The 19,054-nt window shown below is 50.0% G+C and carries 20 protein-coding genes and 1 pseudogene; 8 read left to right on the top strand and 13 right to left on the bottom strand.

The window, feature by feature from the left end:
- Positions 1–115: 115 nt before the first annotated feature.
- Positions 116–557, top strand: a pseudogene (locus tag GPJ68_RS01510) (DUF2756 family protein).
- Here GPJ68_RS01510 and ugpQ read toward each other — a convergent pair.
- The 11 genes from ugpQ to livK form a co-directional block, all read right to left on the bottom strand.
- Positions 554–1,297, bottom strand: coding sequence for a glycerophosphodiester phosphodiesterase (ugpQ, locus tag GPJ68_RS01505; RefSeq protein ID WP_019078127.1), 744 nt, complete (start codon positions 1,295–1,297; stop codon positions 554–556). The pseudogene GPJ68_RS01510 and the gene ugpQ overlap by 4 nt on opposite strands.
- Positions 1,294–2,364, bottom strand: coding sequence for a sn-glycerol-3-phosphate import ATP-binding protein UgpC (locus GPJ68_RS01500; RefSeq protein ID WP_016154829.1), 1,071 nt, complete (start codon positions 2,362–2,364; stop codon positions 1,294–1,296). Before GPJ68_RS01500 ends, ugpQ begins: the two co-directional genes overlap by 4 nt.
- A 2-nt stretch (positions 2,365–2,366) precedes the next feature.
- A complete protein-coding gene (gene ugpE / locus GPJ68_RS01495; protein ID WP_003023450.1) occupies positions 2,367–3,212 on the bottom strand; it encodes a sn-glycerol-3-phosphate ABC transporter permease UgpE in 846 nt (281 codons plus the stop codon).
- Positions 3,209–4,096 (bottom strand): sn-glycerol-3-phosphate ABC transporter permease UgpA, encoded by an 888-nt coding sequence (gene ugpA / locus GPJ68_RS01490; RefSeq protein ID WP_016154830.1) that lies wholly within the window; start codon positions 4,094–4,096, stop codon positions 3,209–3,211. The genes ugpE and ugpA overlap by 4 nt, the downstream gene beginning before the upstream one ends.
- 112 nt (positions 4,097–4,208) lie before the next feature.
- Positions 4,209–5,525: a sn-glycerol-3-phosphate ABC transporter substrate-binding protein UgpB gene (gene ugpB / locus GPJ68_RS01485; protein WP_104652131.1), complete on the bottom strand. Its 1,317-nt coding sequence runs from the start codon at positions 5,523–5,525 to the stop codon at positions 4,209–4,211.
- 248 nt (positions 5,526–5,773) lie between these two features.
- A complete protein-coding gene (locus GPJ68_RS01480) occupies positions 5,774–6,055 on the bottom strand; it encodes a hypothetical protein (protein WP_095715580.1) in 282 nt (93 codons plus the stop codon).
- 101 nt (positions 6,056–6,156) lie between these two features.
- The gene (livF, locus tag GPJ68_RS01475; RefSeq protein ID WP_085951092.1) at positions 6,157–6,870 is read right to left on the bottom strand and encodes a high-affinity branched-chain amino acid ABC transporter ATP-binding protein LivF; all 714 of its coding nucleotides are present in this window, start codon (positions 6,868–6,870) and stop codon (positions 6,157–6,159) included.
- A 17-nt stretch (positions 6,871–6,887) separates the two neighbouring features.
- Positions 6,888–7,655 carry a high-affinity branched-chain amino acid ABC transporter ATP-binding protein LivG gene (gene livG / locus GPJ68_RS01470; RefSeq protein ID WP_104652132.1) on the bottom strand — a complete coding sequence of 256 codons (768 nt, stop codon included), beginning with the start codon at positions 7,653–7,655 and terminating at the stop codon, positions 6,888–6,890.
- A complete protein-coding gene (gene livM / locus GPJ68_RS01465) occupies positions 7,652–8,929 on the bottom strand; it encodes a branched chain amino acid ABC transporter permease LivM (protein WP_016154835.1) in 1,278 nt (425 codons plus the stop codon). Before livM ends, livG begins: the two co-directional genes overlap by 4 nt.
- Positions 8,926–9,852 carry a high-affinity branched-chain amino acid ABC transporter permease LivH gene (gene livH, locus GPJ68_RS01460; protein WP_003023435.1) on the bottom strand — a complete coding sequence of 309 codons (927 nt, stop codon included), beginning with the start codon at positions 9,850–9,852 and terminating at the stop codon, positions 8,926–8,928. The genes livM and livH overlap by 4 nt, the downstream gene beginning before the upstream one ends.
- Before the next feature lie 61 nt (positions 9,853–9,913).
- Complete coding sequence (livK, locus tag GPJ68_RS01455) at positions 9,914–11,023, bottom strand: high-affinity branched-chain amino acid ABC transporter substrate-binding protein LivK (protein ID WP_180837089.1); 1,110 nt, start codon at positions 11,021–11,023, stop codon at positions 9,914–9,916.
- Positions 11,024–11,447: 424 nt separating this feature from the next.
- Between livK and panM the strand changes: the two genes are divergently transcribed.
- Positions 11,448–11,831 (top strand): aspartate 1-decarboxylase autocleavage activator PanM, encoded by a 384-nt coding sequence (gene panM, locus GPJ68_RS01450; protein ID WP_016154837.1) that lies wholly within the window; start codon positions 11,448–11,450, stop codon positions 11,829–11,831.
- Between the two features lie 157 nt (positions 11,832–11,988).
- Here the strand turns inward: panM and livJ are convergent, their stop codons facing one another.
- Positions 11,989–13,092 (bottom strand): branched chain amino acid ABC transporter substrate-binding protein LivJ, encoded by a 1,104-nt coding sequence (gene livJ, locus GPJ68_RS01445; RefSeq protein ID WP_180837087.1) that lies wholly within the window; start codon positions 13,090–13,092, stop codon positions 11,989–11,991.
- A 529-nt stretch (positions 13,093–13,621) separates the two neighbouring features.
- On the opposite strand from livJ, the gene GPJ68_RS01440 reads away from it, so the two are divergent.
- The 6 genes from GPJ68_RS01440 to dapA are packed head-to-tail and all read left to right on the top strand — an operon-like array spanning position 13,622 to position 17,936.
- The gene (locus GPJ68_RS01440; RefSeq protein ID WP_047501419.1) at positions 13,622–14,023 is read left to right on the top strand and encodes a PTS sugar transporter subunit IIA; all 402 of its coding nucleotides are present in this window, start codon (positions 13,622–13,624) and stop codon (positions 14,021–14,023) included.
- Between the two features lie 6 nt (positions 14,024–14,029).
- Complete coding sequence (locus tag GPJ68_RS01435; RefSeq protein ID WP_049283116.1) at positions 14,030–14,515, top strand: PTS sugar transporter subunit IIB; 486 nt, start codon at positions 14,030–14,032, stop codon at positions 14,513–14,515.
- 15 nt (positions 14,516–14,530) lie between these two features.
- Positions 14,531–15,277 carry a PTS sugar transporter subunit IIC gene (locus GPJ68_RS01430; protein WP_101700397.1) on the top strand — a complete coding sequence of 249 codons (747 nt, stop codon included), beginning with the start codon at positions 14,531–14,533 and terminating at the stop codon, positions 15,275–15,277.
- A complete protein-coding gene (locus tag GPJ68_RS01425) occupies positions 15,270–16,124 on the top strand; it encodes a PTS system mannose/fructose/sorbose family transporter subunit IID (protein ID WP_101700398.1) in 855 nt (284 codons plus the stop codon). The genes GPJ68_RS01430 and GPJ68_RS01425 overlap by 8 nt, the downstream gene beginning before the upstream one ends.
- Before the next feature lies 1 nt (position 16,125).
- Positions 16,126–17,046, top strand: a complete 921-nt coding sequence (locus GPJ68_RS01420) for a phosphoglycerate dehydrogenase (protein WP_104652134.1) — start codon at positions 16,126–16,128, stop codon at positions 17,044–17,046.
- Positions 17,046–17,936, top strand: coding sequence for a 4-hydroxy-tetrahydrodipicolinate synthase (gene dapA, locus GPJ68_RS01415; protein WP_101700400.1), 891 nt, complete (start codon positions 17,046–17,048; stop codon positions 17,934–17,936). Before GPJ68_RS01420 ends, dapA begins: the two co-directional genes overlap by 1 nt.
- Before the next feature lie 237 nt (positions 17,937–18,173).
- Here dapA and rpoH read toward each other — a convergent pair whose 3' ends face one another.
- The gene (gene rpoH, locus GPJ68_RS01410; protein ID WP_003023425.1) at positions 18,174–19,028 is read right to left on the bottom strand and encodes an RNA polymerase sigma factor RpoH; all 855 of its coding nucleotides are present in this window, start codon (positions 19,026–19,028) and stop codon (positions 18,174–18,176) included.
- Between the last annotated feature and the right edge of the window lie 26 nt (positions 19,029–19,054).

The raw sequence follows: 19,054 nt of genomic DNA, 5'->3' as shown, positions 1-19,054 counted from the left end.
TATTCTCCAGATGTATGGGGGTCAGCCCCCACTAAGCCTGGTGCATAACTCTGAAATAATCATCGTAACGGCGAGAAAGGAGTAAACTTAAGAGATCCCCGAGAGGAGAAAAGCGATGAAACGACTCTTACTTTTAGCCATGCTGTTGCCGTTTGCAGGCTTTGCACAGCCCATCAACACCATGAATAACCCGAATCAACCCGGTTATCAGATCCCGAGCCAGCAGCGTATGCAAACCCAAATGCAATCGCAGCAGATTCAGCAGCAAAGGGATGCTCAATCAGCAGTTGCAAACGCAGACGCGTATGCAACAACAGCATATGGAAAACCAAATCAATTCCAACTCCCAGCGCGCCCTTCAGTCTCAGCCTGGCGAGTTTAATTCCAGCCAGCAGCAAATGCTGCCCAACAGCAACGGTGGGATGTTAAGTGGAACCCGTAACCCGGACAGCTCGCTGAATAAGCAACATATGCTGTCGGAGAAAAAGAACGGCGACATGCTGAAGCCCTCCAGCACGCCGCAGCCTAACGTTCCGTTAAAAACAATTGGGCCTTAACAGGGCTGGAAATCCGGACCAATCGTATCAATGGCATCGGTACAGATGCAGTCCACTCCCCAGCGCAGCAGTTCCGCCGCGCGCTGGGGTCGGTTGACGGTATACACCAGAATACGCAGCCCTGCGTCGCGCAGCGCATCCACGCGCGCTTCATCCAGCAGCTTGTGATTAAGATGAATAGAGACGCAACCCAGCCGCGTTGTCAGCTCACGCCAGTCCTCGCGCCACTCATCAAGCAGTAAGCCTCTCGGCAGTTCAGGCGCCGCCTGCTGCGCCGCTGCAAGCGCGTCAATTTCAAAGGATGACAACAGCGGTGGTGTCATTCCCGCCCACAGTTCCCGAGCGGCCAGCGCTACGGCTTTGCCGGTTAACGTTCCGGTGCCGGTGGTGGGTTTAATTTCAATATTCGCCATCATACCGTGCTGACGGCAGCGCTCGGCCACTTGCGAGAGCAGCGGTAGCGGTTCGCCTTTAAACTCACCGCTAAACCAGCCACCGGCGTCCACGCGCAATAAATCCTGCCAGTTCAGCTCGCCTGCCACACCCCAACCATTGCTGGTGCGTTCCAGGTTGTCGTCATGCAGCAAGAAGATCTCACCGTCTTTCGACAATTTAGCGTCAAACTCAATCATGGTATGCCCGTATCGCGCCCCCATGTCGATCGCCGCCAGGGTGTTTTCCGGTGCCAGCTTACCGCCGCCGCGATGGGCGACGATATGGGGGTAAGGCCAGTTACTCATACGCGTTGTCCTGTTTCGCCATCAAAAAGATGCAGATGATTTTCTGGCAGATGCAGCCAGAGCGTGCTGCCTGCCGTCGGGCGATGCTGATGCGCCAGTCGCACCACCAGCTTTTGCTCACCCCAACGTCCGTGTGCCAGGTTATCCGCTCCCAGCATTTCCAGCGTGTCGACGACCAACGGCACGCCGCCTTCGGCCTGCGAGCTTAGCGCAATATGCTCCGGGCGGATACCCAACGTCATGTTGCGCCCACCAGACTCCCTCGCGCTTCTGCCGAGGGGCAACGTCATGCCGTCATCCAGCTCAAAATGGGTGCCCGAGGCGCTGATGCGCCCGTCCAGCAGATTCATCGCCGGGCTGCCGATAAAACTCGCCACAAAGCGGCTGGCAGGCTTTTCATATACTTCAACCGGCGTGCCGATCTGCTCGGCAATGCCTTTGTTCATCACCATCACCCGCTGGGCGAGGGTCATCGCTTCAACCTGATCGTGCGTCACATACAGTGAGGTGGTTTTCAGTCGGCGATGCAGATGTTGTAACTCCAGACGCATCTGTACGCGCAGCTTGGCATCGAGGTTAGACAGAGGCTCATCAAACAGGAATACCGCTGGGTCACGGACAATCGCCCGCCCCATCGCCACACGCTGGCGCTGACCGCCAGAAAGCTCGCGCGGACGACGCTTGAGCAGTTCACCCAGCTCGAGAATTCGCGCCGCCTCTTTCACCCGTTCGGCAATATGCTCCTTGCCCATCCCGCGGATTTTCAGCCCCCAGGCCATATTTTCTTCCACGCTCATATGTGGGTAGAGCGCGTAGTTCTGAAAGACCATCGCAATGCCGCGATCCTTAGGCTCCATTTCGGTGACGCGTTTATTATCAATCCAGATATCGCCGCCGCTCACCCGTTCAAGCCCGGCCACCATCCGTAGCAGCGTTGACTTACCGCAGCCGGATGGGCCAACCATCACGATAAATTCTCCGTCCGCGACATCCAGCGTCAGCGGTTTAATCACCTGGGTTTTGCCGTCCCAGCTTTTGGTTACTGCCTGTAGTTTTAAACCAGCCATTTTTATTTCTCACTATCGACCAGGCCACGTACGAAGGCACGCTGCATGGCTAACACGATGATTACCGGAGGGATGAGCGTCAGCAGCATGGCTGCCATTACCTGATTCCACTGCGTGGTGCCTTCACCAGTAGCAATCATGCCTTTGATACCTGCCACCGCAGTGCCCAAATTGACATCGGTAATAATTAACAACGGCCACAGATACTGGTTCCAGCCGTAGATAAAGGTGATCACAAACAGCGCCGCCAGATTGGTTTTTGACAGCGGTAGTACAATATCGCGGAAAAAACGCATCGGTGACGCACCGTCAATACGCGCCGCCTCAACCAGTTCATCCGGCAGGGTCATAAAAAACTGCCGGAACAGGAACGTCGCAGTCGCCGATGCCATTAACGGCAGCGTCAGACCCGCATAGCTGTCGAGCATTTTCAGGTTGGCGATCACTTCCACCGTCGGGAAAATACGCACCTCGACCGGCAGCATCAGCGTGATAAAAATCATCCAGAAGAACAGGTTACGCAGTGGAAAGCGGAACCAGACGATGGCGAATGCGGAGAGCATAGAGACGGTGATTTTCCCTACCGTAATACTGAACGCCATGATGAAACTGTTGAGCATCATCAGCCAGAACGGCGCGCTGTTAACGCCCACGCCGTTGACCCAGATGTATTTCATGTTTTCCAGCAGCTGTGTGCCGGGAACCAGCGTCATCGGCGTTTCAAAGACAGCTTTGTTATCCAGCGTCGCCGCGACAAACGCGACGTACAGCGGAAACAGGATCACCATGATCCCCATAATCAACATGGCATGGCTGAATATTGTCAGCCCACGACGATTCTCAATCATTGGTAACGCACCTTACTTTCCACATAGCGGAACTGCACCACCGTCAAAATAATGACCAGGAACATCAGCACTACCGATTGGGCGGCCGAGGCGGAGAGATCCAGCCCGACAAAGCCTTCGCGATAGATCTTATAAATCAACGTAGTGGTCGCCTGTACCGGCCCACCCGCCGTGGCGGCATCGATCACCGGGAAGGTATCAAAGAAGGCATAAACCAGATTCACCACCAGCAGAAAGAAGCTGACCGGTGCAATCAGCGGCAGCGCCAGCTTAAAGAAGCGGCGAACCGGTCCCGCACCATCAATCGCAGCGGCTTCAATCAGCGACCGCGGAATAGACTGTAGTGCGGCAAAGAAGAACAGGAAGTTGTAACTGATCTGCTTCCAGACCGACGCAAACACCACCAGAAACATCGCCTGACCGCTGTTTTGCGCATGGTTCCAGTCATAGCCAAACTCACCGAGAAAATGGGTAATCAGCCCGCGCCCTGGGTTAAACAGGAAGATCCACAATACGGCGGCGACGGCGGGCGCGACGGCGTAAGGCAACAGCATCAGCGTCTGGTAAAAACGGCTGCCGCGCACCACGTAATTCACCAGCGCCGCAAAAAATAACGACACCAGCAAACCGCTTACCGTGACTAACGTACTGAACTTAATGGTGGTCCAGAATGAATCAAGGTAGTACGGGTCATGAAACAGCGCGATAAAGTTTTCCAGTCCGACAAACTGGCTAGAAAGACCAAACGGATCAACGGATTGTAGTGAGTACCACAGCGCTTCACCGGCGGGCCAGATAAAGAAAATAACGGTGATAACCAACTGCGGGGCCACCAGCAAATAGGGAAGCCAGCGCGAGCGGAACACCGGACGGGATGAAGACATGTAGGTTCTTTTCCTGGAAGGTGCCAGATTGCGGTGCACACACCGTATCCGGCCTACAAACTACACGCATTTGTAGGCCGGGTAAGTCGCAGCCGCCACCCGGCATTTCACATTACGATTTAGTCGATTGCTCAAAGCGGCGCAGTAACTGATTGCCACGCTCAACGGCAGCATTCAGCGCCTGCTGCGGGGTTTTCTTCCCGGTCCAGACGCTTTCCAGTTCTTCATCTACGATGGTGCGGATCTGCGGCATGTTGCCCAGACGCAGCCCTTTGGTGAACGGCAACGGTGGCTTGTTCAGCATCTGGCGGGTGGCGATATCAGCCCCAGGGTTCTTATCATAGAAGCCCTGCTCGCGGGTCAAGTCGTACGCGGCGGTGGTAATGGGCAGGTAGCCGGTCTTCTGGTGCCATTCGGCAGCAATTTCAGGCTTCGCCAGGAAGTTGAGGAACTGCGCCACGCCTTCGTAGGTTGCTTTGTCTTTACCCTGCATCACCCACAGGCTGGCTCCCCCGATAATCGCGTTCTGCGGCGCGCCCTTCACATCGGCATCGTACGGCATCATGCCGACGCCATAGTTGAATTTGGCGTAGTGGCGGATGTCAGCCAGAGAACCGGAAGAGGCAGTGGTAATGGCACAATCCCCGTTATAGAACTTCTCGGTAGACTCGTCTTTACGCCCGAAGTAGCTGAAATCCCCTTTTTTGTTCAACTCTTCCAGCAGGGCGATATGTTTCACCTGTTCCGGTTTATTGAATTCCAGCACCGCGTCAGTACCGTCAAAGCCGTTGTTTTTGGTGGCCACCGGCAGACCATTCCAGGCGCTGAAGTTTTCAATCTGAATCCATCCCTGCCAGCCGCTGGCGTAGCCGCACTTCATGCCTGCTGCTTTCAGCTTCGCGGTGTATTCCGCCAGATCCTGCCAGGTTTTTGGCGGCTGCTCAGGGTCTAAACCGGCTTTTTTGAAGGCATCTTTGTTGTAGTACAGCACCGGCGTGGAGCTGTTAAACGGCTGGGAGAGTAAGTGTCCGCTTTTAGAGTCGGTGTAATAACCGGAAACCGTCGGCACGAACTGAGACTCATCGAAGTTAATACCAGCCTCTTTGAATACTTCATAGACCGGTTTAATGGCTTTCGAGGCCATCATCGTTGCCGTGCCCACTTCATAAACCTGCAGTAACGCAGGTGCGTTTCCGGTACGGAAAGCCGCAATACCTGCGCTCAGGCTCTGCTCGTAGTTGCCTTTGTACTGTGGAACAATTTTGTAGTCGGGATTGGCGGCATTAAAACGTTGCGCCAGTGAATCAACTTCTTTACCCAGTTCACCTTCCATTGAATGCCAGAACGGGATAGTGGTGACGGCCAGAGCCTGACCTGCAAACGCCAGGCTAAGTGCCAGTCCTAAAGCTGTATGTCGTAACGATATCATCGGTTATCTCTCTTGTTGTGCCGGATGCGCGATATCACGCGTTTTATGCTCGCGGGGGTAACATGACATGCTCGAATGACAGAAAAATAACTTTTTTATTACAAAAAAAAGATAGTAAGGCGACAAACAGATGGCAAGGCGGTGAAAGCGTAGTGACAGGAAAATGCGGGGTGGTGCACAACAAAACCGGGTAACGCTATGTCTTACCCGGCCAGGATGACGTTATCTGTTGCAGCCAGCAAGGAACATTAATCTTTACGCCAGCGTCGTTCATATTCATTCTGTAAACGCTGCTGTTCCCGCCGCTCACGTTCGCGCTGAATATCCGATTTCTCATCTTCCCAGCCCGGGCAGACAGAGGAGGTGAACACTTCACAGGGCGAGCTGGACTGCGCTAACGAGTTGTCCGGTTTCTCTTCCCAGATTGAAGGGTCGCGCGGGTCGAACGCTGGCGGTGTTAAGGCCAGGGTATTTGATGAAAGCGTCAAAAACAAACCGCCAATCATCATGCAGATACCGGAACGTATCATCCTTTCTCCATGTTCACTGTTATTATTGATAACTATTCTCAATAATAACATAGAGCAATAAAAAGGGGCCATATCAGGCCCCCTTGTCCATTCAGAGAATGTTAACCGCCCAGATACGCGCTGCGCACTGCTTCGTTAGCCAGTAACGCATCACCGGTGTCTTCCAGCACCACATGGCCGTTTTCCAGCACGTAGCCGCGATCGGCGAGCTTCAGGGCCTGGTTAGCGTTCTGTTCGACGAGGAAGATTGTCATCCCCTGCTCGCGCAGTTGTTCGATGGTGTTGAAGATCTGCTGGATGATAATCGGCGCCAGACCCAGCGACGGTTCATCAAGCAGCAGCAGTCGCGGCTGACTCATCAGCGCACGGCCTATCGCCAGCATCTGCTGTTCACCGCCGGACATCGTGCCCGCACGCTGAATTCGACGTTCATGCAGGCGGGGAAACAGGTCATACACCCACTTGATGCGTTCCTGAAACTGGTCCTTTTCGGCAAAGAAACCGCCCATCGCCAGGTTCTCTTCCACCGTCATGCGGGAAAACACGCGACGCCCTTCCGGAACAATCGCTACCGCTTCGCGCATGATTTTCGCCGTCTGCCAGTCGGTAATGTCTTTACCATCAAAGACAATTCGCCCACTTGTCGCACGCGGATCGCCGCACAGCGTACCAAGCAGCGTGGTTTTTCCCGCGCCGTTGGCGCCGATAAGCGTCACGATTTCACCCTGATTGATATACAAGCTGACGTCGTGCAGCGCCTGTATCTTGCCGTAGTGGGCGCTGACTTTGTCAAAGGACAACATGACTTTTTCCATATTATGCGTCACCACCATTATGCTTCACCTAAATAGGCGCGGATCACGTCCGGGTTGTTACGAATCTGTTCCGGCGTCCCGTTCGCCAGCGGCGCGCCCTGATTCACCACGTAAATACGGTCGGAAATACCCATCACCAGCTTCATGTCGTGCTCAATCAACAAAATGGTGGTGTTGTGATGGTTACGCAGTTCAGCAATCAGCTCGTCCAGCTCTTTGGTCTCTTTCGGGTTGAGGCCTGCGGCGGGTTCGTCGAGCATCAGGATTTCCGGCTGGGTCACCATGCAACGTGCAATCTCCAGACGGCGCTGGTCGCCGTAGGCCAGGTTACTGGCCTGACGGTTGGCGTGCTCCAGCAAACCAATACGCTCCAGCCAGGTGGCGGCGCGATCCAACGCTTCACTCTGCGCGCGACGGAACGACGGGGTTTTCAACAGGCCGGAAAAGACGCCGGTTTTCAGCTGCTGATGTTGCGCCACCAGCAGGTTTTCAATCACCGTCATTTCGCGAAACAGACGCACGTGCTGGAAAGTACGCACCACACCCATCCGCGCAATTTGTTGACCCGGCAGCCCTTCCAGATGCTGGTCGCGCAGTTTAATCGTCCCACCCGTCGGCTTATAAAAACCGGTCAGACAGTTAAAGACCGTGGTTTTTCCCGCGCCGTTTGGCCCGATTAACGAGACGATCTCCTGTGGTCTCAGTTCCAGTTCAACGTTGTTTACCGCCAGCAGACCGCCGAAGCGCATCATCAGGCCGTTGACGGATAATAATGGCTGACTCATGCCTGCTCTCCTTTTGCTTCCCCGTTTTTCAGCTTCAACTGCGGACGGGTCATCGGCAACAAGCCCTGCGGACGCCAGATCATCATCAGTACCATTAAACCACCCAGCATTAACATGCTGTATTCATTGAAATCACGCATCAGCTCGCGTGACACCACCAGCAGGATGGCCGCGAGGATCACTGCAAACTGTGAGCCCATCCCGCCCAGTACCACAATCGCCAGCACAAAGGCCGACTCGGCAAAGGTGAAGGATTCCGGGCTGACAAAACCCTGACGCGCGGCAAACAACGTACCGGCAAAACCGGCAAACGCGGCGCTGATGGTAAAAGCGGTCAGCTTGATACGCGTAGGGTTTAAGCCCAGCGAGCGACAGGCAATTTCATCTTCGCGCAGCGCTTCCCACGCACGACCCAACGGCATACGCAGCAGACGGTTGATGACAAACAGCGAGAAGACCACCAGCAGCAGCGCCACAAGATAGAGGAAAATCACGCGGTCAGAGGGATCGTACTTCACGTTAAAGAAGTTGCTGAAGGTATCCCAGCCACCTTCACGGGCAGTACGGCTGAACTCCAGACCGAAAAAGGTCGGTTTCGGGATCTGGCTGATACCGTTCGGGCCACCGGTCACTTCAGTGTTGTTGAGCAGCAGGATACGGACGATTTCGCCGAAGCCTAAAGTCACAATCGCCAGATAGTCACCGCGTAGGCGCAATACCGGGAAGCCGAGCATAAAGCCCGCAGCAGCGGAAACCAGCCCCGCCAGCGGCAGACAGGTCCAGAAGCCGAGTCCGTAATAGTGGTTCAGCAGCGCGAAGGTGTAAGCACCGATGGCATAGAAGCCGCCGTAGCCCAGCACCAGCAGACCGGAAAGCCCCACCACCACGTTTAAGCCGAGGCCGAGGATGATATAAATCATCGTCAACGTGGCAATATCAACCGTACCGCGCGACACCATAAACGGCCACGCCACGGCAATCACCAGCAGCGCGACCAGGAACAGCTTCTGTTTAACGGTGGAGCCATCAATCGCCGGCAGAATAAACTTCGGTCCGGAGACGCTCTTCAGGCCCTTCTGGAAAGCTGGACGCAACAGTTGGAAGAGAAAGACCACGCCAGTGCCGATAAACACCCACTGCCAGCGGATATCCGCGGCGGTATCCACCACCAGTTTGGTGCCGTCAAGCTCCAACTGGACGCCCATAAAGACGCCCGCCAGGATGAAGAACATAGCGGCAGAGAGCAGCGCCATTGCAAAATGCATCGGTTTCATACTTTCTCTACCTCCGGGCGACCCAGAATACCGGTCGGCATCACCAGCAACACCAGAATCAGCAGCGCGAATGAAACCACGTCTTTGTATTCGGTACTCAGATAAGCAGAGGAGAGCGCTTCCGCGACACCCAGAATCAGGCCGCCGATCATCGCCCCAGGAATGCTGCCGATGCCGCCCAGTACCGCCGCGGTAAAGGCTTTCATCCCGGCCATAAAGCCGATATAGGGGTTAATTACGCCGTAGAACTGGCCGAGCAGTACGCCCGCTACCGCCGCCATTGCCGCGCCAATCACAAAGGTCAGCGCAATCACGCGATCGGTATTTATGCCGAGCAGGCTGGCCATTTTCAGGTCTTCCGCGCAGGCACGGCAGGCACGGCCCATACGGGAGTAACGGATAAACAGCGTCAGCGCCAGCATCGCCAGGAAGGTTACAATCCAGATAACCAACTGCATAGTGGTGATGGAAGCAGAGAAGTTTTCGCTACTGCCGACGGTCCACTGGCCGTTAAACAGGCTGGGCAGCGCCACATCGCGCGAACCTTCCGTCAGGCTGACGTAGTTTTGCAGGAAGATGGACATCCCGATAGCGGAAATCAGCGCGATCAGGCGCTTAGAGCTGCGCACGGGCCGATACGCTACGCGTTCAATGCTCCAGCCGTAGGCGCTGGCAATCACAATCGCGCCGACAAAGCCCGCCGCGACCAGTAGCCAGCTGGAATCAATACCCATCATCATTAGCGCAGCGATGATCATAAAGGAGACATAGCTGCCGATCATATACACCTCGCCGTGGGCGAAGTTGATCATGCCGATAATGCCGTACACCATCGTGTAACCGATAGCGATCAGCGCGTAGGTGCTTCCCAGCGTGACGCCGTTAAACATCTGCTGCAAGAAATAGAGGAACTGCTCGGACATAAGGTAACCTTTCTTAACCCGCCCGTTTTGCACGGGCGGTGGGATAACTCGTCTTCAGCTATTACTTCGCGACGGTCGATGATCCGTCCGCGTGCCACTGGAAGACACCAAACTCAAATCCCTTCAAATCGCCTTTTTCGTCCCATTTCAGCGGCCCAATCACGGTGTCAGCCCCGTGTGCTTTCAGATCTTTCACCAGCTCCAACGGCTCTTTGCTACCGCTGCGATCCATTGCTGTCGCCAATGACTGGACGGCTGCATAAGTGATCCACACGTACGGTCCGGTTGGATCTTTCTTGTCAGCTTTGAGCGCATCGACGATAGCTTTATTCGCCGGATCCTGGTCATAGCGTTTTGGCATGGTCACCAGCATGCCTTCAGCGGCATCACCGGCAATGTTAGACAGCGACGCATTGCCCACACCCTCAGGTCCCATAAACTGGGTATTCAGCCCGACGGAGCGAGCCTGTCGCAGCATTTGTCCCATTTCCGGGTAGTAGCCGCCGTAATAAACAAAATCGATATTTTCTTTTTTCAGGCGGGCGATCAGCGCAGAAAAATCTTTTTCCCCGGCAGTGATCCCGTCAAAGAAGACGATATTGGCTTTGCCCGCTTTCAGGCTCTCCTGCACTGAACGCGCCAGGCCTTCACCGTATTGCTGTTTATCGTGAATGATGGCGATGCGTTGCGGCTTCACCTTCTCCAGAATGTATTTCGCGGCGGTCGGCCCCTGAGAGGAGTCCAGGCCCGCTGTACGCATAATGTATGCGTAACCGCGCTGGGTCAGTTCCGGGTTGGTCGCGCCCGGGGAAATCATCAGAATGCCTTCGTCTTCATAGATATCTGATGCGGGCTGCGTGGAAGATGAGCACAGATGACCAATAACGTACTGAATGCCGTCATTGACGATTTTGTTCGCTACCGCAACGGCCTGTTTCGGATCGCAGGCGTCGTCATATTCGACGGCAACCAGTTTGTCGCCTTTGACCCCGCCTTTGGCATTGATATCTTTAATGGCCTGACGTGCGCCATTAAATTCCATATCACCCCACTGCGCGACCGGACCTGACATCGCCCCGACAACAGCGACCTTGATATCCTCCGCCATGACCGCGTGTGACATTGCCAGAGCTATCACCCCTGCGATGATTGTTTTCGCATTCCGTTTCATTTTCCTGAATCCCCATTCGTGATGATGTATATATTTTGTATTTATGTGGTTAAAAAGCAGACTGTGCTTTTTTTGAACTGTACTATTTTTACCAGTCTCGTTAATGGTTTAGCGCAGTTTTTTAAGCAAATTACGGCTAAAATCTCTATTTTTCAGTCGATTAAGAAAAGATAATATTCTGCTTTTCACTATAGATAAACAAAAAAAAGTGCATTTGTCAGCATAAAATAACGGCACAAAGAGCGGAATAAAATGCTGCATTCCAGGGTATTATCCTGCCTGTTTTTCAATCTCTACTGTTTCAATCTGTCATTGTCGTTGTTACAAAACTATTAACCTGGTTAATCGCATTAAAAAGAGAAAGCATCCGGGCGAATTATTTCGGTACACTGATTCCATCTTTTGTGATTTGGACATGCTGTTAATGAAGCTGACCATCGTTCGTTTAGATAACTTTAGCGACCAGGACCTGATTGATCTGGGCAAAATCTGGCCGGAATATTCCGCCTCATCATTAAGCGTAGATGAAACGCACCGGATCTACGCCGCACGCTTTAACGAGCGTCTGTTAGGTGCCGTGCGGGTAACCCTGAGCGGCACACAAGGCGCACTGGATTCATTGCGCGTGCGCGATATCACCCGCCGTCGCGGCGTCGGGCAGTATTTGATCGAAGAAGTGATCCGGGAAAACCCTGACGTGAGTTCGTGGTGGATGGCCGACGTCGGCGTTGAAGACCGCAGCGTGATGGCCGCATTTATGCAGGTGTTAGGGTTTACGGCCCAGGAGAATGGCTGGGAGAAACGGTAGAAAACCGCCCCCAACCAATTGTATTACGAGTATTTTCCCAAGAATTTTGTGTTGCAGGCAGGCGGCAAGTTATAAAATCCCCGGAGCTTACATAAGTAAGTGACCGGGGTTGAATAACGCAGCCAACACACCTGCGGCACGAAAGGCGCCGGGAAAATCACTTGGCGTCTGTCGCCGTCCCGTTTGCATGCCAGTCAAACACGCCGAATTCGAAGCCTTTCAGGTCGCCCTTCGCATCCCATGACAGCGGCCCCATCACGGTTTCCACCGAGTTTGCTTTCAGGTATTTGGCAATTTCAGCGGGATCGTCAGACTGGTTCAGACCGGCCTGCAAAGATTGCAGCGCGGCGTAGGTGGTCCATACGAATGCGCCGCTCGGATCCTGTTTCTTAGCTTTGATAGCATCTACGATGGGTTTGTTCGCTGGAACCTGGTCGTAGTTCTTCGGTTTCGTTACCAGTAAGCCTTCTGCAGATTCACCGGCGATGTTAGACAGCGACACGTTCGCTACACCTTCTGGCCCCATAAACTGGGTTTTCAGACCCGCGGCGCGTGCCTGGCGCAGGATTTGCCCCATTTCCGGGTGGTAACCGCCGTAGTAAACGAAATCGATATTCTCTTTCTTCAAACGCGCTACCAGCGTAGAAAAATCTTTTTCCCCGGCGGTGATCCCGTCAAAGAACACCACGTTGGCGTTACCCTTTTTCAGGCCATCCTGCACCGCGCGGGCCAGACCTTCACCGTACTGCTGCTTATCATGAATAATCGCGATGCGCTGCGGCTTCACTTTTTCAACGATATATTTGGCGGCCGTTGGGCCCTGATCGGAATCCAGACCAGTGGTACGCATTACCAGGCTATAGCCGCGCGCGGTCAGCTCCGGCGCCGTTGCCGCTGGGGTGATCATCAGAATGCCTTCGTCTTCATAGATGTCTGACGCAGGCTGAGTGGAAGAAGAGCACAGGTGACCGATTACGTATTTAATCCCGTCGTTGACCACTTTGTTCGCAACCGCTACCGCTTGTTTCGGGTCACAGGCATCGTCATATTTCACCATGACCAGTTTGTCACCTTTCACGCCGCCCTTGGCGTTGATATCCGCAATTGCCTGCTCTGCGCCGGTAAATTCCTGATCGCCATACTGCGCTACCGGGCCAGACATCGCCCCCACAACAGCAATTTTTATATCTTCTGCTAATGCCATGTTGCTGAATACGAGTGCAATACATCCTGCCAGTAACGCTTTACCCTTCATTTTCATCCTGAGGTTCCTCATTGTTATGGTTGTTGCATTTGTTGTGATGTTGTTATTTAGCACATTATTCTGATATTGGCGTCACACCAAGTATAAGACATTGATATTTAGGCATGCTGACCGTGCATTTTCAGCATACTCTGCTAAAACATACCCCATTTTTATGGATTTGAAACGTGAATTTTTGCGATGACATAACATATAGGTGACAAAACTATAAATATCAATTTCATCTCCATAATATGACCTTATATCATCGATATAAAATATAATCTTAATTAAGATGCATTGTTGAATATATATAAATGACAGTATTATTTATAAAAGCCAAATATTATATTATTTTGTTATGCGTTATATGCATCCGCTAGAAATAGCCATATTAGTCAATACATTCAATATGTGATCTTGGTAACGTTTAAAAATCCATAAAACAATATATATTCAAAGAACAGAAACCACTCTCAAGAATGGAGTCTGTTACATACAAAATATAAATCAAACATATGGATTATATATATAAGGAAGATAACCATTGAATCTCTATGATATCATCATATTAACACATGGTGACGCAGGTAAAGAGTTATTAAACAGTAGTGAAATGATTGTTGGCAAAACGAAAAATACAACGGCTATTTCTCTGATCATCGGGATGTCACCAGAAACGTTAATGGAGCAAACAAGGAAAATACTCAGACCTAATATTAAAACCGTTATTCTTACCGATATATATGGTGGAACACCATCAAATGTAGCGACGGTTCTCTCCAGAGAATACCCTATTCATTGTATTAGCGGCGTAAACCTTGCCATGCTGCTTGAAGCGAATATGTTACAAGACTCCGATAAAGAAATCACCATCGAAGAATATGTTCAATGTATTCATGATGCCGGTAAAGATATGGTTCAAAGTTATCAATTTAATAAAGGATAATAGAGTATGAGTATAGTACATGCCCGCATTGATTATCGCCTAATTCATGGACAGGTTATCACCAAATGGCTGAAAAGGAGCAACGCCGATAAAATAATAGTTATTGATGACGAATTATATAATGATCCTTTTTTAGCCGAAGTTTATAAAATGGCGGCCCCCAGCGGCATCGAAGTAATCATGACATCCATTGAGGAAACGACAACCCGCTGGAATGAGAAAAATTTTTATACTGGTAAACTTTTAATCCTTTTCAAATCTATTGATTCAGCATTAAAGACTATTCAGGGCGGATTAGAACTTGAAGAGTTGCAAGTAGGCGGCATAGAAAACATCCCTGGTAGAAAAATCGTCTTTAATCAGATATCAATAAATAAAGAAGATGCAGAAAAACTACAAGTCATAGAAGACAGGAATATTAAAGTTTATTTCCAGACTATCCCAGAAGAAGAACCAGCCAGTCTGCAAAAAATAAAGAATAAGTTACCTTAAAAAGGAGAGGAACTTATGGGCGTTTCTACAGCAATATTGATTGGTTTAGTTTATTGGATATCACAAGCGAAGGTATGGTATGGCTTTTCAATCATGCGCATGCCGTTATCTATTGCCCCCATTATGGGAATTATCTTTGATGATATGCCGACTGCATTATCAGTCGGTGCGACATTACAGATGATCTATATAGGTAGTATTGCTCCTGGTGGGAACCCACCAGCAGATGAGGGATTGGCCTCCTGCATCGCTATACCTATTGCTCTTACTGCGGGGATAAAACCTGAAATAGCTATTTCGTTGGCAATCCCAATAGGTTTATTAGGGGTTGTCCTCGAAAACGTTCGTAAAACGGTTAATACCACATTTGTTCATATGGCCGATCGCTATGCCGAAAAAGCAGATATCAAAGGGATTCAGCGGGTAGCAACTATCTATCCTATTCTGTTGGCCTTCCCTATGCGCTTCGTTCCTGTTTTCGTTGCCTGTTTGTATGGCCCAGATGCTATTGCCTCATTTGTCAAACTGTTACCCTCCTGGACCACCAACGGCTTAGCTATCGCTGGTAATATTCTTCCAGCATTAGGTTTTGCTATCACTATCATTGTGATCGGGAAAAAACAATACATCCCGTTATTCATCATTGGTTTCTTCTTGGTCACATATTCAGGGCTAAACACCATAGGGATATCCATTTTTGGTTTATGTGCTGTTCTCTTATACATGCAATCAAAAACTGCGAAAGGAACACAAAATGGCTAATAATATCGACTTAAAGGAAGCCGAAAGCTCACCAATTACGAATAGAGATGTGCAGATTGTCTGGTTAAAATGGCATGCTTTCTCGGAAACATCATTAAATTTTGAACGGTTACAGGCCCTAGCCTTTTGTAATTCAATGACAGGGATTTTAGCTAAGCTATACCCGAATGAGAGGGATCTTTCAAAAGCGTTACAGCGCCATTTGACAATGTTTAACACACAAGCTAACTGGGGCTCAGTGGTAAACGGCATCACTATCGCACTAGAAGAAAAAGCATCCCAGGAACCGGAAGAACAGCGAACAGCCACAACCCAATTAGTGACCAGTTTAAAAACGGGGCTAATGGGTCCAGTCTCAGGTATCGGGGATACGCTAGATTTTGGCACATTGCGACCTATTGTTATTGGGGTATGTATTCCTTTTGTATTGCAAGGGTACGTATTAGCCGCATTACTGCCATTGATCTATCAAGTTGTCTATATGTTCTTCGCTAGCCGATTTGCACTTAATATTGGCTATAAAAAAGGGAAAGAGTCAATTTTAGAGATACTCCACTCTGGCAGTATCCATAAAATTATTGAAGGCGCAGGTATGTTCGGCCTGTTGATGATGGGGGCGCTTTCTGCCACTTATGTAAAGATTAAGACACCGCTACATATTACTACTGGTGGGGGGAATACTATTGTCCTGCAGGACATGTTAGACAAAATTGTGCCTAACTTACTCCCCCTGGTTGCGGTTCTCGGTATTTATATATACATCCAGAAGTGTGGACCGCATTTCCTACGAATACTGGTAGCAATCCTCTCTTTAAGCCTTATTTTTTCATTCTTCGGTTTATTGTAATATGAAAAAAATACTTATAACGCCCAGGCCCTTTCTTAGTAAGGGGCAAAAATATCTGGATGAATTACAGGCAGCAGGTTATATCGTCGAATGTAATACGAGCGGCGGACGTTTTAGTAAAGAAGAGTTGATGGTAAAAATTAAAGATGCCGATGCTATTATTACAGGCAACGACCCTTTAGATCAAGACGTTATAGATTGTGCGAAAAAACTAAAAGTAATCTCAAAATATGGTGTTGGTTTAGATAATATAAACGTTGAGTATGCGAACAGCAGAAATATTGTGGTGCATAAAGCACTCAACGCCAATTCTGTATCGGTAGCAGAAATGGCTATTCTAATGATGCTATCCAGTGCCAGAAAGTATGTTGAAATCGAACAACAGGCTAAATGTAGTAATGATGTAAGATTGGTGGGTACTGAGTTACATAAAAAGACATTAGGGCTGATTGGCCTTGGTGCTATTGGCAAACATGTAGCCCACATCGCTAACGCTATGGGTATGGAGATCATTGCATACGACCCTTTTATCAATCAGAGTCAGGTTTTTCCGTATATAAACTTTAAAGAGTTAGATGAGGTGTATCAGCTCAGTGATGTTATCTCGCTTCATTTGCCTTTACTAGATAGCACCAGGCACATGATTGATCAGCACGCATTCGAAAAAATGAAACCTTCCGCAATATTAATAAATACTGCACGAGGCGGTTTGATTGATGAAGATAGTTTATACAATGCTTTAATTACTCATAAAATTTCTTTTGCTAGTGAAGATATTGAACTTAAAGAACGAAAAGAAGCAACAAAACAACTCATGAATTACTCGATCACGCCACATGCGGCTTCGTTTACTCAGGAAGCAGATCTTAACACAATTCAAATCTCGATTAAAAATGTTACCAACGAACTGGAGAAAAGATAATGAAAGAACTCAAGGGAATTATTACTGCGATGGTGACACCATTTGATGAAACGGAAAAAATGGATATCCCGGCAGCAAGAAAGATGGCTCGCTGGTTAGTCAACAATGGTGTTCATGGATTATTTATTTGTGGCACCAACGGTGAATTTCATCTGTTATCAGATGATGAAAAAGTAGAACTCACCAAAGCAGTTGTTGATGAAGTGGGTGATGACGTAACTATTTGCGCCGGTGCCGGTTGCTGTAGCACACAGCAAACTATTGCTCTGACTCAACGACTCGTTGATGCTGGCGCAGATTACATTTCAGTTGTAACCCCCTACTATCTGGTGCCTAATCAGGAAGATTTATATAAACATTACTATGATATTGCGGCCAGCACAGCAGCACCTATTATTCTATACAATCTCCCAGGGCAAACGGGCCTAAGTATTGAATACGAAACAGCGAATCGCCTGGCTGATATCGATAATATCGTGGCAATCAAAGATAGCAGTGGAAAATTTGAAGTACAAAAACAGTACCTTGAGATTTCAAAACACAAAAATTTTAAAGTATTGAACGGTTCAGATTCGCTGATGCTTGATGCATTTAAAGAAGGTTCAGTTGCCAGCGTCGCAGCCACATCAAATGTTTTACCGAAGATTGAAGTAGATTTGTATAACTACTTTATCGCGGGGCAGTTGGATCAAGCACAGGAAGAGCGTAATAAGATCGATGCGCTGCGTATGAACATTAAGAAAATGACCGCACCTGCAGTAATGAAAGAGGCTCTTAACTTAATGGGGATCACCGCAGGCATTACCAGAAGACCAATACATATGCCGAATGAAATCATCACTCAGGATATCAAAGAGATGCTGGCAGCCTATAATCTCCTGCCACAATAAGTTTTACCGACAGTATTCGGCTGCATTAAGGTGACATGTTTGCCCAGAAACCGGGCAAACATGTCACCTTGTCAAGCGCAGAGGCATCAATCACTTCGGCCCCCCTCCACAACACCAGAGAGGCAAAAGCAAACCAGGCAGAGGAAAGCGTGATAGCAGTTTGGAGTATCAATCAGACATAAAAAACCCCCGAATGGGCATCCAGGGGTTATAGGGGCAATGCGTTAAACGGCGTGATTATGCTTCGATCGCCGCACGCAGTTTTTTCATGGCGTTCTTTTCAAGCTGACGAACACGTTCAGCAGAGACGCCGTAGCGATCGGCCAGTTCTTGCAACGTCGACTTGTTGTCTTCGTCCAGCCAACGGGCGCGAATGATGTCCTGGCTACGCTCGTCCAGACCCTCCATTGCGTGGGTCAGTTTGTTCGCGGCCTGATCTTCCCAGTTATCTTCTTCAATGCCGTCGGCAAAGTTAGATGATTTATCCTGCAGATACAGAACCGGTGCCATCGGCTGGCTGTCAGACTCGTCGTCTGAAGACATGTCAAACGTCATGTCCTGCGCCGCCATACGGGATTCCATTTCGCGCACGTCTTTGCTGGAAACACCCAGCTCACGAGCAACCATTTCAACTTCGTCCTGATTGAACCAGCCCAGACGCTGCTTGGTTTTACGCAGGTTAAAGAACAGCTTACGCTGCGCTTTGGTGGTCGCGACTTTTACGATACGCCAGTTACGCAGAACGTATTCGTGGATCTCAGCTTTGATCCAGTGCACGGCGAAAGAAACCAGGCGCACACCCACTTCCGGGTTGAAACGGCGCACGGCTTTCATCAGGCCGATATTACCTTCCTGAATCAGATCCGCCTGCGGCAGGCCATAGCCCGCATAATTACGAGCAACATGAACAACAAAGCGCAGGTGAGACAGGATCAGCGTTTTAGCTGCTTCCAGATCGCCCTGGTAATGCAGCTTTTCAGCCAGTGCCCGCTCCTCGTCAGCCGACAACATCGGCCACGCGTTCGCAGCCCGGATGTAAGATTCCAGGTTACCAACAGGGGCTAAAGCTAAATTTTGCATTTCTTTGGTCATTCAAATCCTCTCAATCTTTTCATCTG

Source organism: Citrobacter sp. 172116965 (assembly GCF_013458095.1).
Taxonomy (GTDB): domain Bacteria; phylum Pseudomonadota; class Gammaproteobacteria; order Enterobacterales; family Enterobacteriaceae; genus Citrobacter; species Citrobacter braakii.
This window is presented reverse-complemented; position numbering and strand designations above follow the sequence as displayed.